The sequence below is a fragment of the Pandoraea aquatica genome (assembly GCF_902459565.1).
Lineage (GTDB): Bacteria > Pseudomonadota > Gammaproteobacteria > Burkholderiales > Burkholderiaceae > Pandoraea > Pandoraea aquatica.
In genome coordinates this window covers 391,943-406,990 of the sequence record NZ_CABPSN010000004.1, presented here as the reverse complement: position 1 = coordinate 406,990, position 15,048 = coordinate 391,943, and the positions used below count along the sequence as shown (strand labels likewise).

9 protein-coding genes are annotated in these 15,048 nt (G+C 60.9%); 4 read left to right on the top strand and 5 right to left on the bottom strand.

All coding sequences use genetic code 11. From position 1 onward, the window contains the following. The first annotated feature begins 3 nt into the window (after positions 1-3). On the top strand, positions 4-696 hold the full coding sequence (locus PAQ31011_RS16150) for a glutathione binding-like protein (RefSeq protein ID WP_150576773.1): 693 nt from the start codon (positions 4-6) through the stop codon (positions 694-696). 205 nt (positions 697-901) lie between these two features. Continuing rightward, positions 902-1,237 (top strand): YegP family protein, encoded by a 336-nt coding sequence (locus PAQ31011_RS16145; protein ID WP_150576772.1) that lies wholly within the window; start codon positions 902-904, stop codon positions 1,235-1,237. Between the two features lie 8 nt (positions 1,238-1,245). On the opposite strand, the gene PAQ31011_RS16140 is transcribed toward PAQ31011_RS16145, so the two are convergent. The 3 genes from PAQ31011_RS16140 to PAQ31011_RS16130 form a co-directional block, all read right to left on the bottom strand. Beyond that, entirely contained in the window at positions 1,246-2,265 is a 1,020-nt protein-coding gene (locus tag PAQ31011_RS16140; RefSeq protein ID WP_150576771.1) for an RICIN domain-containing protein, read from the bottom strand. Positions 2,266-2,327: 62 nt separating this feature from the next. Continuing rightward, positions 2,328-3,386: a hypothetical protein gene (locus PAQ31011_RS16135; protein ID WP_150576770.1), complete on the bottom strand. Its 1,059-nt coding sequence runs from the start codon at positions 3,384-3,386 to the stop codon at positions 2,328-2,330. Positions 3,387-3,456: 70 nt separating this feature from the next. Then, positions 3,457-7,404, bottom strand: coding sequence for an RHS repeat domain-containing protein (locus PAQ31011_RS16130; protein ID WP_174990155.1), 3,948 nt, complete (start codon positions 7,402-7,404; stop codon positions 3,457-3,459). Positions 7,405-8,011: 607 nt separating this feature from the next. Here PAQ31011_RS16130 and PAQ31011_RS26450 point away from each other — a divergent pair. Continuing rightward, positions 8,012-8,287 (top strand): hypothetical protein, encoded by a 276-nt coding sequence (locus PAQ31011_RS26450; protein WP_174990154.1) that lies wholly within the window; start codon positions 8,012-8,014, stop codon positions 8,285-8,287. A gap of 128 nt (positions 8,288-8,415) precedes the next feature. Here the strand turns inward: PAQ31011_RS26450 and PAQ31011_RS16125 are convergent, their stop codons facing one another. Next, positions 8,416-9,396 (bottom strand): hypothetical protein, encoded by a 981-nt coding sequence (locus PAQ31011_RS16125; protein WP_150576768.1) that lies wholly within the window; start codon positions 9,394-9,396, stop codon positions 8,416-8,418. A gap of 167 nt (positions 9,397-9,563) precedes the next feature. Next, positions 9,564-10,019 (bottom strand): MaoC family dehydratase, encoded by a 456-nt coding sequence (locus PAQ31011_RS16120; RefSeq protein WP_150576767.1) that lies wholly within the window; start codon positions 10,017-10,019, stop codon positions 9,564-9,566. A gap of 337 nt (positions 10,020-10,356) precedes the next feature. Here PAQ31011_RS16120 and PAQ31011_RS16115 point away from each other — a divergent pair, with 337 nt between their 5' ends. Then, the gene (locus PAQ31011_RS16115) at positions 10,357-15,045 is read left to right on the top strand and encodes a dermonecrotic toxin domain-containing protein (protein ID WP_150576766.1); all 4,689 of its coding nucleotides are present in this window, start codon (positions 10,357-10,359) and stop codon (positions 15,043-15,045) included. Positions 15,046-15,048: the final 3 nt, after the last annotated feature.

The window sequence follows — 15,048 nt, the reverse complement described above, 5'->3', positions numbered from 1 at the left end:
CAATTGATTCAGGTCTACTCCTGGGCCACGCCCAACGGCCATAAAGTCCACATCATGCTCGAAGAGTGCGGGCTGGCTTACCACGCGCACGCCGTCGATATCGGTGCGGGCGATCAGTTCAAGGACGCATTTCTCGCTATCTCGCCGAACAACAAGATCCCGGCCATCGTCGACGAGGACGGCCCGGACGGCAAGCCCATCTCCCTGTTCGAATCCGGCGCGATCCTGCTGTACCTCGCGGGCAAGACCGGCCGTTTCCTGCCGGACGACGTGCGCGGCAAGTACGAGACGCTCGAATGGCTGATGTTCCAGATGGGCGGCGTGGGGCCGATGCTCGGTCAGGCGCACCACTTCCGGATCTATGCGCCCGAGAAGATCGACTATGCGATCAAGCGCTACACCAACGAAGCGCGCCGCCTGTACGGCGTGCTCGACAAGCGCCTGGGCGACCATCCGTATGTCGCCGGTGACATGTACACCGTCGCCGACATCGCGATCTGGCCGTGGCTACGTTCATGGAAGAATCAGGGCGTGGAGCTGTCGGACTTCCCGAACGTGCAGAAGTGGTTCGAAGCGATCGAAGCCCGCCCGGCGGTGCAACGCGGCATCAAGGTGCTTGCGGACGCACGCAAACCGTTGCAGGACGACAAAGCCCGCGAAATGCTGTTCGGCGCGACGCAGTACGCTCGCCGCTAAAGTGGAATGACCGTCGAACGGCAGCGTCCCGGGCCGTTCGGCGGAGTGTCACTCAAAGTGGTTTACACTTCGAAACAAAGTGCGGTTTCGCCAAAGTCCTGACGGTGCTAATCTAGGCGCATTCCTCGACGCGGCGCTCTGCCGCCGTCACTTGCAGTTCACAGTTCCTCGCCGCTGGCCATTGGAAGATCCGGGAGATCCACAAATGTCAGGCAAGTTCGAACTCAAGCGCAGCCCCAATGGTGAATTCCACTTTCACCTGCTGGGCGACAGCGGACATACCATCCTTTCCTCCGAGACCTACAAGGCGCGCGCGTCGGCGCAGAACGGCATCGAGTCCGTTCGTAAAAACTCCGTCGAGGATCACCGCTTCGAGCGCAAGACGTCCACCTCCGGCCGGCCCTATTTCGTGCTCAAAGCGCGTAACGGCGAGATCATCGGTCAAAGCCAGATGTTCTCCACCGCCGAACAGATGGAAGACGGGATCACGCAGGTGAAGCGCGATGCGCCGGCGGCGTCGGTGAGCGATTTGTCGCATTGAGCCGGTGGCTAGTGCTTCGTCACTGGCTCAAAGGTCCACTGCATAGTTGCGCCGACCGCGTATTTGCATTCGATGGTGTTGATCTGGAACGGAATATCGCTCTCTGACGCACACCTTCCAGTCGTCGTCTTCAAGTATCCGGTGCTTTCCTCACGACCGAGGACGCTGGCGAGGTCCGTCGTTTGGCCCACGCCCACGACATATTGGTCTGTGATAATCGAACGAAGGGACTCTCGCCGCGCCCAGTCGAGCGGTGCCGCCGCCGAAACAACGCCCCGATTCTGGCTGAAGGTGACGTAAAACAACTGATTCACAGCATCGGTACACTGCGCGGTATGGCTTGGCCCAGTAGTATTGAGAATACATTTCCCACTGTACGCGTTCCGAATACGATACGGACCTTCCGGTATCAGATTCGTCACCTTCACGCAGGACACTGCTGTGGAAAGTGGCTCACCCACGGCTCTTGAGCCATTGGCGATCAATACATTGTTCCCTGCGCCGTCGGTCAGTCGCGTTCCGAGCGGCACTCCCATCGACGCTACGACGGACGTCGTCGCCACCGCACCGGTCGGCCCGCCACCCGCCGCAAATGAGACGACGTAACTGGCCCAGGCCTCACTCCCATCGCATCTCGGTGACCCCTCGATATCAATAATCATCCCCTCATGTGCTCCGATCACTTCGAAGGACGACAGGACGTTGTCCTCGCATGAATACGGAGAGGCGTTAAAGTTGACGGCAGCGCCGTCCTGAGCCGGGAACGAGCATTGCTTACCGTCACTGGTGCGACGCATGACGATGGTCGGCAGCGGATATGAGTGGACCCCGGGTGCCGTGTCAGGGCGTGGCGCTTCAACGGCCGGCCCAATCGGAAGAATCGACACGTCACCCGATGCTTTCGGCGCACCTGACTGAGCCAGCGCCGCGCCGCTGACTCCCATAGCACCTAAGCAAAATAGCAATCCCGCGAGCGCACTCCGTTTAATGCAACGCATCACGTTTTCAATCCGATCACGAGTAGACATGGCAGCACCTCAGGGTCAATGAACGCTGGCAATCGCACGATGCCACCGTGCGTGCGCTCCGGTTATCGATTGATCACTTCGAACGACACACGACTGGATTCCTGCTTCGCACCGTCACGAAATGCCACCTGATACTGAAAGACAAGCCGCGAGCCGTGTGCGAGCGGCGTGAGCCACGAGGCGGGCACCTTTGCCGTCACACCGTTCGCGGCTTCGTCCGCCGAGATCAGGTAATCGGTCTTCATGTAGTGCTGGTAAGGTTGCCCCGGACTGTCCGAGCTTTCTCCCCAGCACCAAAGCCACAGCCGCTGGCGCTCGAACGCCAGATACCACGGGGCAAGCTCGACGGTCAGCCCGTTCGGCAGCCGGTCCGGCTCGATGTGGCTGCCGCCGCCGAGATCAGGCAGTTGAGGCGGATGCATGTATTTCAGCTCGAACGGCAGGATTCTTAGGTTCAATACTTCGGAATCCGATGCCATTCCCTCTCGATTGACCGTGTAACTCACGGCCACAGTCGCGTCGATATTTGCCGCAATCAGAAACGGCACAATCTCGAAGGACATGAATTCGGGCACGTCGTCAGGCACAGTTTTCCACGGTGTATCGATGTTGCTGTCGTCGCTGACACCCTCCCAATGCACCTGCACATCCTGCCCTGCCTGCATGCCCGAGTACGCCACGTTCACAACGGTGCCGCGCAACGCATTGATGGGGTTTAGCGCGTTGTCGGGCGTATTCGGAAGCGTCGGTGGTCTGAGATCCAGCGCAGGGAACAGCGACACGAGCAACATCTTGACCATCGAGTCCCCGACAATTGCACCGTCAGCTCGCTCAACCCGGTAAGTGAAGCTGTGCTCCCCTTCCTCAAGCAGACGCAATTCGGCCCCCGGATACGCGACATCGATGGGCTTGTTTCTATCGTCTTCGGTAAATTCGTAGGTCATCGATGCAATGACCTCGCCGTCGATCATGCAATACAGCAAGTCTGTCGGGAGCACCGTCGGCGGGCTCGGCACCCGCGCCGGCAACGTGTCGTCGTGCGCCGCGAGATAGGCAGCCGTGATCCCGTCGGCTTCCACTTCGGGATCGACAATGAATGCCATGAGAGGGATCTTTGCCATATCGGTCACTCCTTGCTACGTCAATGGATGTTTAGTCGTCGCGTCGGAAATCGTCTCAACCGCGTCGCCATCACGTAGAGAATTGAATCGGAAGGGTTCCGTAGGGGTTGGAATAATTGAGATAGCCCTTGTTCATCAACCGGATGTCCTCTGCGACCATCATCAACGGCGCGGGACGTGGCTGCGGCAAGCCGCCGCCCGTTGGCATGATCGGCTGCGGTGCGAGGTAGTTATTGACGTTCGCGCCCACGTTGACAGCTTGTTCCGTTGCCAGCAGCGCATAGTCGCCAGCCGTTGCCTGTCCCTCGGCCTGCGTCAGGCTCTGCGTGTCGGGACTGCCGGAAGGGCCGGCATCGCGCGCCGTGCTTGAAGGTGTCTGCGGACGGCCGGCACTTCGGGGGCTGCCCGGATTTCGCGTCGTGTTCGTTTTTTTCCCCGCTCGGGCCGCCTTTCTTTGGTCCCTTTTGGCAATCGCCTGGAGCTTCGCGTTTGCCTTGCCGCCTTTTTGTGCCTCAGCCACTTTGTCCGTAAACCCTTTATTGACAGCTTTGAACCCCGGGATCGACGCGAAGAACGCAGCGACAGTCAGCGCTGATCCGATATGGCCCAGCATCACGGCCAGTTGCGACTCAGGATCGAGTGTGCGGGCAATCGTGCTGGTCATTGTCGATAGCGCCCCCGCAACACTGAGTCCAAACTTGATCGTCGCAAAGACGGACGCCGTCACTTTCACATTGCTGTAAATGGCCATGGCCTTCGCACTCGTCGCCGAGACGATGCCCAACTTGCCTGCCACTGCCTTTGCCGTCACCTTTGCCGCAATAGCGACCGCGCTGAACCCGCCGGGGACAAACACCGCGACAGCAATCGCAACTGTCGCCATCACAACGGCAATGCCGATGGCCAGCCACTTTGGGATGTGTCCGCTCGGGTCGATGGAATTGACAGGGTCCATCCGTGCATAACGATTGATCCCTCCACCGTCGAATGGCGAGTAGCTGTCGGGCACCAGGAATCGCGCGAGCACTGGCGAGTACATTCGCGAATTGCCCAGCCATAGCCATTGCGTCGCCGGATCCGCAATTTCACCGTCCTGTCCGGGCACACCGTCATGCCACGCGGCCTGCGCGCGATAGCCGGACGGCGAGTACAGCGCATCGTGACGTTGACCCTGCGCGTCGAAGCTTTGAAGCACCGTCGACTTCTGGTCGGTCGCGTAGACGCGCAGCGCCCCCGTCTCGTCTAGATCGCCGAGACCACCGGCCAGATAGGTGCGCGACAAGGTACCGCGAATTTCCGTGACCAGCTTGTGCTCACGAAAAATGCGTTTGCGCATCGGCTGCGAAGGCACCGCCACGTGACTTTGCTCGTCCATCCCGTTGTAGCGATAGGCCGCGCGCTCGACGTTATCGCGTGAGATGGAGACAACGTGATCGAAGGCATCGTAGACAACGTGATACCCGTCCTCCGCCTCGATCATCCGGCCGGCATCGTCGTAACGGAACGTCTGCGTGCCGCTGGCAGCACCATAATCCGAGCGTTCAAGCGAGGTGAGTTGCGTGGGGTCGGCGTCGTTGTCGTAATGGTAAGTGGCGATGCCCGGCGGCTTATCGGGGCCTTGGTGCCACGTGCTGATCCGCGTGATGTTATCCAGCTTGTCGTATTCCCACTGCTGCACCTGAATGTGCTGCGCCGGATCGTGCGGATCGGCGGGTGCATTGGCCCCAGTGGCGTAATACAAGTTCAGACGCGAGCGCTCGTCGTAGGAGAAATTTTCCTCAAGCTCCTTGTTTCCGCCAGACGATCGCGTGCGCGCGATGAGCCGGTCAAAGCCATCGTATTCCTGCGAAATCGAAAACACCGGATGGGATGGCGCAACAAACTCGCGGTGAATTTCTCTCCCGATGTCATCGTAGCTGAGCGTTACCGTCAGTCGGTCCTCGCCAGCCTGTGTCATCCGCTGCTCGGACAGGCGGCCTAGCGAGTCATAGGCGAACGCGACGCTCACTTCGCCGCACTGCACCTCCTTCAGCCGAGACGTGTCCTTGTCGTAGAGGTAGCGATGCACTTTGCCCGTTGCGTCGGTATAGCGGTCCGGACGCCCCATCAGCGTCCACACATGCTCTGCCGAGTGCGACGACTCCGCGTCCGTCCAGGTTTCCTTCAACAGATTGCCGACGCTATCGCGCTCGCACGCGTAATCGATAGGCGTCTGGCCGGGTCCCTGACTGGATGCCCTGAGCAACAACCCGGATTGCGGCTCGTATTCGTACGACATCTCCAGCGGGCCGGCAGTCCGCCTTTTCATTCGCGTCGTCAGCGAAGGATTGACTTCGTAGCCGAGGACGTCGCCCGTTGGCGTGCGCTCTTCTCGCGGATGGCTGCGATCGCCGTCGAATGCCCAGGTCGATCGTTGCGCGCCGACAGTCTGACTCACGACGCGCAACAAGCCATCGAACTCCCGCTGCCCGACGGAGATGTCATCGACGTGAACCGCCGTGAGTGCGTCCGTCAATGAGTGCGGTACGTAGTCATACGTGACCACAGTGTCATCGGGAAGGGTCTCGCTGACGAGGCGATCCGCGAAGTCGTAGGCGTATCGGGTCGTCCCGGTCCCCAGTTCGGTCACACTCGTTTGCCGCCCCATGCCGTCATAGGTCATGCTGGCGCGGCTCACAAGCGTCCCGTCGATCAGGAAACGCTCTTCCCGCTCAATTTCGTCAAAACGGTTACTCAGACGAACCTGCTCGCCGGAAACCACGCTTCCCGCAGACACCCAGCTTGTCTCCATCAGCGAGACAGGATTGAAGTCGACGTGCTCGGTGACGCCATCGGATCGCACCACCCTGTTGCGTTGCCCCCAGTCGTCGAAAAAGAAATTCAGCGTGTTTGCGATGACTTCGCCGTCGACGACGTCTCGCTGGATTTCCCGCACAGCACGGCCGAATTCGTCATACGTGACAAGTCGCACATCGTGATGGGTCTGACCGTCCATCTCCGGCGACAACTTCGTTTCTCGCACCAGAAGCCCGGTACCGTCGAAGTGCTGCGTGATGACGACCCCCGATGCGTTGCGCGTGGCGTGCGAGACGGTGCCGCCCGCTTGCGCCGGAAACGCGTAGCTGTGTTCGACCCACGCCTCGTATACCTGATCGCCGTTGACAGGCAGCGCGGTCTCTCGCGTGACGCGGCCCATCGCATCGTGCTGATACGTTACCTGCTCATCGGCGTTCTCGCGCCGAAGCTCCAGTCCGCTGAACACCGACCGGTGCACCGTCGCATGGGTTGCCGTGTCATCGAAATCCGTATGCGCCGACTCATCGATAATCAGTTCGTTGCCCACGACGTCGTAGGCAAATTGGGTCATCGTGGTCAGTCCGTTCACGGTTTCAGTTTTCCCGCGAAGTCGCCCATGCAACAGCGGCGATTGCAGATTGTCCTCGTAATCGAAGGTGATCGTGGCAAAGTCGCCGTCGGCGGTGCTTTGCCGCTGCTCGGTGCAGTGGAGAAACTGCGGCGCTGTCGGATCAATCGACGACATCAGGCCGTAGATGTATGTGACGGTCGTCGGCACCACGCGCTCGTCGGGTTCGGCGGGCTCCCGGGTGACGGTCCTTTCCTTGCGAGGCGTCAGCCATATCGGATCCGGCGGACACCCCGGTTCACCGGCGGGATCGTAGTATGTCGTTCTCTCGGCAATGCCGTCGGGACCGATGGACTCGACCTCGTTACCCCACTCGTCATAGCGATAGGTACTGACGACTTCCCGCGACACGCCGGCGCGCGTGTATCGCACCCTGTGCCGGGACACCAGCTCGACGATTGGACTCTGTTCGTACCACGACTTCCCGGGCTCGTCATGAAAGTCGTCCAGCGTTTCCTCTTCGCAATCCCCCTGCTTCCTGCGCTCGATACGCAACGCGTGGAACCGATCGTATTGGCGGTAGATCGTGATCAACGGGTTGCCGTCGGCATCGAGCTGCGACTCGGTGCAGTCATACCGGTAGTCGGTCAGCACCTTGTACAGCGCATCGGTACTGTCCTCCCAATGCACGCCGGCCTCGAATCCGAAATAGTTGCGCGTCGAATACGAATACGTCGAGATGCGCCTCGGCTGCCCGCCCCCCGGGTCCATGACGTAACGCTCGACGTACGGCACACGTGCCGGCTCACCGGGAGGATCCGTAGCACGCAGCGGCATGGCGTGCCCCGCCTCCTTGTAGACGATGCTCTCGACGCTTCCAGTGGGAGACTTCACTTCTGTGAGGAATGCCAGATTGGCGTCGGTATAGGGCGCATAGCGCAATTGCCATGCCGCGTTCTCCGTGACGGGCAAGGCAATCGACGACACAAGATCGCCAGACAGATTGAGTGAGAACGCGGCCATGTTCCCTTCCGACGTCGCCACTGAAATCGTGGCCGCCAGATCAGTACGTGTCACCCGAAGCAACTCACGTCCGTCATGATCCGTGATCGTGCTCAGCGCTGGCTTACCTTCGAACGGGGTCCAGGTGAGACGCATGGCGTGTCCCTGAGGCGATGTGATTTCCTCTGGAACGTAAGGCGAAAGCGGGTCGTTCAGATTGAAGCGCACCAGTCGCTCGCGGCGTCCGGAACGGTACGTGATGAGCAACGCGTTCTCGAGTCGCTCCACCTTGAAGGTCGACAGCTTCCTGTCCGGTAACTCAATGCCGGTTTCGGTGAGCAGTGCAAGATGCGTTTCCCCGCTAGACAGGATCAACCGCTTGCCCAACGGCGAGAACTGCGAAGTGCCCCACGACCAGCCGCGTCCGACACCGAGATCCACGTTCTGCATCGGATTGAACGACAGCGACAGCGCAACATCGGGCCCCGACATGGCGTTGATCGCAATCTCGGGCATGGCGATCCGGATGGAATAGGTGCCAGTGCGCGGATCGACGCCTTTTTCCAGAAAGCTCAGAAAACTCTGCGCCCCCGAATACAGCGCACTGCTGTCGGCTTGCGAGCGTTGATGCGGGTTTTCGGACATAGCCCCTCCTGCGTCAGGCTATTGGCCATCCAACGACGAACCGTCATCGGCTGCCAAACTGAGCTGCATTTCGTCGCACTTTTCGGTGATGCTCAATCTCACCCGGCTCAAGGTGCCGTACTGATCACGCATTTGATAGGTGATGTGCGGGCCGTTCGCGGCGCTCTGGTAGTTACCCAGCTTTAAGTCGTGGATGAACGCCACTGCGGCGCAGCCGGTGCGTGGCGACTCGTTATTGTCAAGACGGTAGGTGCCGATGAACTGGGGCTGGGAGTAGGTGAACGACTGGACCCGCTGATCGTCGGTCGGCGGGGCAGCAAACCCGCAAAAGGCTCCGGTCTTCGCGCTGACAGCAAGCCATCGGAAGGCACTGGCATATCCGTCTTCGCCGACCTGAATGTCCCGAATCTCACGACTCGCGCCGTTCACCGTCAATCCGAGGAAGTACACGGTGACCGATTTGCCATCGGCGACGTCGAACTTCATCGAATCGTTCCATTGCGTCTCCCATGCGGAAATCGGCTGTGGGCTGGCCTCTACGGCGAGCACTTCGACGTAGGAGTCGGAGCCGCTGACGTCTGTCGAGTAGACTTTCAAGCCGCTGTCCAGCTCGATGGACGCCGCAAGCCGCTTGCGCGCGTTGCTCTGGTCTGCCGTCTGCACATAGAACTGAAAAAACTCGCCCGCCCTCGATGAATCGCGCGCGGCTTTTCTCGTTCCCGGGTGGAAATCGTAGAGATTTCTTTCCTTCGAAGCCCCCCACGTGCGGGCGGGCACTGGCAACGATGAGTCGACCATGGGGATTTCCAGCTTGGTGATGCCGTCAACGATTCGCAAGGTAGCGATCTCGGATGGCGATAACTGCATGTCGGCAACGATCTCGACCAGCAACATGACCTGACATAACCCATTGTTGTAAAGGCGCATGTCGGGGGAGAACACGTCGACCAGAAACGTCTGGATAACCGTTGCAGTGCTTCCCGGGCTTTGCTTATTCATGGCGACTCCCGAACGGCGATGTCATCGCATGAATAGTAGGCGCGCAAAACAAAGGGGCAACTGTCAACGTTGACAGTTGCCCCGCGTGAAACTTAAGGGATCAGTTATCGAAACCCGGGCCGATGCGCAATGCAGCGCCCAGTAGCCGCTGGCTAGCTGCGTATCGCTCAGGCCGTGCGCTTCAGATACAACCCCGTCCCCCGAAAGCGGCACACTTCCTCACCGTGCTGATTCGTTGCTGTCCAAAGCTGACGCACGATGCCGCGATCCGGGCGGCTCTTGGACGCGCGCACTTCGAGCGTGCTGCTCGTGACCGTCACCGTGTCGCCGGGCCGCACTGGCTTGAGCCATTCGATCTGCTCCACCCCCGGCGAGCCCATGCTGGCCGAGCGCGAGAGTAGCTTGTCGACGTTCATGCGCATCATGATGCTGCACGTATGCCAGCCGCTCGCGACCAACCCGCCGAAGTGCGATTCGCGTCCTGCCGCTTCGTCGACGTGGAACGGCTGCGGATCGAACTGCCTGGCGAAATGGACGATCTCGTCCGCAGTGAAGGTGTATTCGCCAAGGTCGAACGTATCGCCAACCGCGAAGTCCTCGAAGTAGTACTCAAGCGTTGCCATGCCAACCTCCCGTTTTGCGAGTGATCGAGACGCGTGCAGCGATGCAGCGCGCGCAATGTGCTGTCGTCGCCTGACGTCTGAACCCTAGCGAGACGGCCGATGAAGGTCATTATGCATGACGGCCACGACGTTGCGCCCGCACTGCGATAAGCGCCCCACGCCCGGCAATGGATCGGCCAGTGCACAGGCGATATCTGGAAGTCCCCCCGCAACACGCCCGACCATCATGCCTACCGAAGTCCATGTCGCGCGGGTTGGCTCGTCATGCAGTGCTCTCTGCGCCACGTCATCGTATCCCTGCTGCGCGCCCCGCAGTACCGACCGGAGTCGCCTTCGAATGATTCGACCTCTGCCCGCCCCCCTCGTCCTCGCACCGGCATCGGCGGTCGCCGATCATCGCGCGCAGCCTTCAGACGCGCAGGCGAAACCGGCCGATACCTCCCCACCGCCTCTGGAAGCCGTGTTCGACATCTCTACGCGTCGCGACATGCACCGCTGGCGCGACGACCTCATGCCGCTATGCACCGAACATCGGGAGTTCGCGACCAGTCTGCGTCTCTTTCTCAACGGCGTTTCGCTCACGGAGATCGCAGAATTTCGGGGCTCGGGTGCCCAACGCCTTGCCGAGGTGCTCGATGCCGAGCCCGAACTGGCGGACGGCATCGTCGCGTCCTGGGAAAATGCACTCGCTCGGAAGCCCCCGGGCCAGTCGCTCAACGAACTCTGCGAACGGATCACCTCGCCATCGCACTTGCGCGACTTGCGGCGCTCTATGGAACGTTTGGCGTTATACGCATCGACACCCGAGATCGTCGAACATGACACGCCCGCCCCGGCCAAAGGCTGGGTCCAGCGCTTTTCTGACACGTTTCGCTGGCTGATGTTGGCCGGCTCCGGAAGCAGCGGAACGCTCACAGAAGTCGATTACGAGCGACGGGCACGTGAGCTGGCCGAGACCGCCACACGTCACGCACCGGCGCTGAACTTCCGCCAGCACGGCCTGTTGAGCACACTCACCGGTCTGCTGTATGCGCATGCAAGTCTTGCCCCGACCGTGCACGAGATCGCGCGCGCGAGCTGTATGCCGGCGCCTTCGCGCCCACCATCGTCCTCAGGGTCAGGCGAGTCGTTTCGCGACGTTATCGGCCAGACGATCGACGCGTGCCTGCTCGCGATTCGTGACGGTGCCAGCAGCGTCGCCGACGGGATACTCCGTTATGATCCGCTTCGCTTTCCCGTCGTGGCGGCCGACGTGCCTGCGCCGGCAGATCACACGAACGACCGCCAGGACACTGGCGCGATGCACCGCACATCGCATCATCGGGTCCGTCATGCGCGCCGCCATCTCGGCCATCGCTCGGCTCCGTCGACGCTCACACCGCTCGATCATTCGCCGACCGTGCATCGTGCGATCCAGTTGGCCAACGCGCTTCGCAGCGTCGACCGAATTCAGGAAGACGCGCGCGAAGGCGTCGCGCCCACGCTGGATCTGCATCGATTCGTCCGGGCGGAGCTCGTCGACGCCATCGGCAACACGACAAAACAAGGCGACCCCGACCACCTGTTCCTGAATCGCTTCAAGAATCCCCGCAACGTCTCCGACCTCGTCATTCCTTCAGGCAAGCATGCGCGCACTGATCTGATCGAATCGTTCACGCTTAGCGAAGCCGGCGTACGCTTTCTAACCGGGCAGCGCAAGATTCTGGAGACGCATTCGGAATACGGCATCTACGCACGCAATCAAACGCAGGGCGACTTCTACTTGCCTGAGGATGTCTTTCCTTCGATGAGTGTCACGCGTTTCCTCAAGGCCGCCCTCACCTTCGAGCATCAATGGTTTATCGCGCTGGAGCGGCTGGAGCACCCACAACCCGACGCACCTGAGATGGATGCGCGCTACCAGCGCACATCGACCTTGCTCGAAGCCTGCGCAGCCGTCGAGTACAACGCAGGAAGACTATCCGCGGACGGCCTCGTCCTCGCCCAGATCGCGGCGTTCGCGCCGGACGCCGCGCTTCGCACGTCCGAGCACAATACGTTTCTCGGCAACATCAAAGGGCGGACCATCACCGTCGACGTCGCGGGGTTTGGCTACTATCGGCCCGCAGGGGTGTTCGCCGTGTCCGAAGATCCCGTTCATATGACACAGAACCCGGGGCGAATTCTTGTTGTCGTACAAGGCAGCCCCGTGCCGCTCAGGGAGTATCCCTCGGAGGAAAGCCTTGAGCGCGACCTCGCCCGAGGGGTCGAATCAGACCTTTACTGCGAGCTGACGATCCGCCTCCCGCTACATGTGCAGGCCGGCTGCCTCGGAGATTCCAGGTGCCGCGTGACGATTGGCGAAACGCAGGCCGATCTGATCGAGACGGCACGAACGACCAGCTTCCTGGTCGTGCGCAGAGATTTCTCGCACAGCAGCCACCGACTACTTGCGACGGACCGCAGCGCCGAGTGGACGGCGTGGTTTGCCGGTGCCATGGACTGGGATTCAAGCGCTGGCGTCAAGAATGCGACGCTCGACACCCCCGTGCTTGCCGACGCGCAGACCATGCATATCACTCGCGACGACATCTCGTTGCTAGACCAACTGGGTCAGGTGCGTATGGAGGTTGCAGCCTCCCTGCCGGACGTCTATCGCGGTGCACACGACTATATGGCCGAGCTGATCACCGATCTCAGCGGTCAGAGCGTTTCGCCGTCGACAACGTATCTCCATGTCTATCGCAACCGCACCGACGCCACCGGTATTCCGCCGCAGGTCCATTACGTACTTGACCCGATTGAGTCGTCTTCGCTGACGCAGCGCCTTGCCGATATGGCCAGCGGAGAGACAAGCGATGCACTCGAAGCGGATGTCATCCTTCGATTTTCAAAAGATAGCGCCCCCGAGGGCGCGCGCGAACTGACGATTCCCGGGCTGACGCCGGAACGATTGCTGCGCGCCATCGACGTCGAAGTGTTCGTCAGTCATCAGTCGAACTTGTTCACGATCTTCTGGCGAGAGCACACGAAAGACCTCTATGCCTCGATCAAGGGCGCCTTCGTTGTCGAAACGTTTCTGCAGGCACGGAGCAAACGCCTTCCGGAGTGGGCCGCCGAGATTGCGCGCAAGGTCGCCGGCCTGTCGAACAAACGCTCACTGGGCCTGCAATCGATGAATCAACCGACGACGCCGGGCAGCGACATTCGCATGTTCTGGCTCTACGTCGGCTCGGCACAGTCGGACATTCAGGTGTTCTCGGATGCCTCGAAGCCCGGGTTACTCGTGTATGCCCCGCGCATACTGCCCGATCAACTGGTGGCGCTCGACCACGACGAGGCGCTGGCCAGATGGGTGAATCGAATGATCCGAGACCCCAGGACTCGCCCGCTTCTCGTCGATTCGTTCAGGAACTCCGATCGCCGGGACGCCGCAAGCAAAGGCTTGTTGCCGATCACGTCGCCCAAACCCAATGCCTCCGCGCGCCCCGCGGTGTCACGTGTCTCGTTCGACGGCGATCCCTTTACGGCTTACCTGAAAGCTTTCCGAGTACGTGCAGAGGAGGAAGCGCTGGACCATCTGCACGACAAACCCTTCTCCGTCATCGCCCCGTTGCTGAACGTCTTGGCGGCTGCCAACTTTGTGATGGGTATCGCAACGATCGCCGGGGCACCTGTGCCCGGTCTGGCGCTCGGGACACTCTTACTATCCACCATCAGCTTCGGATTCGGTGCCACGGCTACGGCATTCGGCGAAGCCGATACCCGCCGCGCCGGTTTGAACGCGATGGTGTTTGGGCTGACCGGTATGCCGGTCAGTTGGTTCATGAGCGCGGGGCTGGCGTCGCGGGTTCGCCTGGAGCCGTTCCTGAACGCCCTGCCCCTTCAACGGCTCCAGCAGCTCATGCCGAATCTGTACCGGGGAGAGCGTGGCATGGTGGCGCAATCCGGCGAGCACTATTTCAACGTCGAGTATCTTCCGTTGCGTGGCGGATGGCGCATGACAAATCCCGGCGACGATCGACTCGTCGGCCCACTGGTCTCGCAGCGCGACGATTACGATTGGGTCATCGACGAAGTCAGCACCTCCGGCGTTTCGGAGGTCAGCGTCGACCCTCGCGCCGTGTTCCATGAGGACGTCAGCCGCGCGTTCGTGGATGTCGAATATCGATCGAAACTCACGGCGCAGCGCAACGCGGCATCGGCCGCGCACAAGTCGGCCTTCGAAGCGGGCAGAAGCGAGGCGGAGCAAAGCCCTCTGCTTCGCTCCAAGGACGCCCGACCGGCCGCCCTGCTCAAACTGGATTTCATCGACCCGGGGAATCAGGACGCCAAGCTGCTCGGCATTCTCTCGCGCCGGATCGACGAGGCCGAACGGATCGAAGCCGCTGCACTGGCCACGAAAAATGCGAACTTCATCGCCAGCGAAATTCAGGCGATCGGCGGCGAATTCCACCCGCTGGCGCAAGCGGCCTACATCAGCAGCAACGCCGACGGCCGCACCGGCTTCTGTCTTCCCCTCGTGCGTGCGCTGGCCGTGGCCCAGCAGCAGGCGCGAACAACGCAGTTCATCGAGTTGGTGCAACGGGCCATCAAGTTGCCGCAAGCCAAAGAGGCGCTTGATTTACGCAATGTCCTGATCAAGCTGCACTCCAACGTGGACGCAACGGCGTCGGAAACCCCGCTCGGGCTGTTTACCATCGACGGCCTGAAGGATGTCATCGAGAACGGTCCGAGTTATGCCACCTACCTGATAAGCACCCGGGCCCACGCCATGTCGATATCGGTCGATGAAGCGGCCGTCGACTTCTACGACCCGACGTTTGGCATCTGCGGCTTCACATCGATAGACGACGCGTTCACAGTGTTTCGGAATCTGATGCACCGAGGCGATCTCGCGCGTCGGTATGGCGCGTTCGATACGGCTGGTGAATTGCAGTTTTCGGTCAAACGGCTGGACGTGATGAAGCTCGCCAACGTCGACGTTGGCAACAAGCCGCTCTACAAGTTGATAGCGCCGGACGCCACGTCGGCGGGGGACAAGTGACGG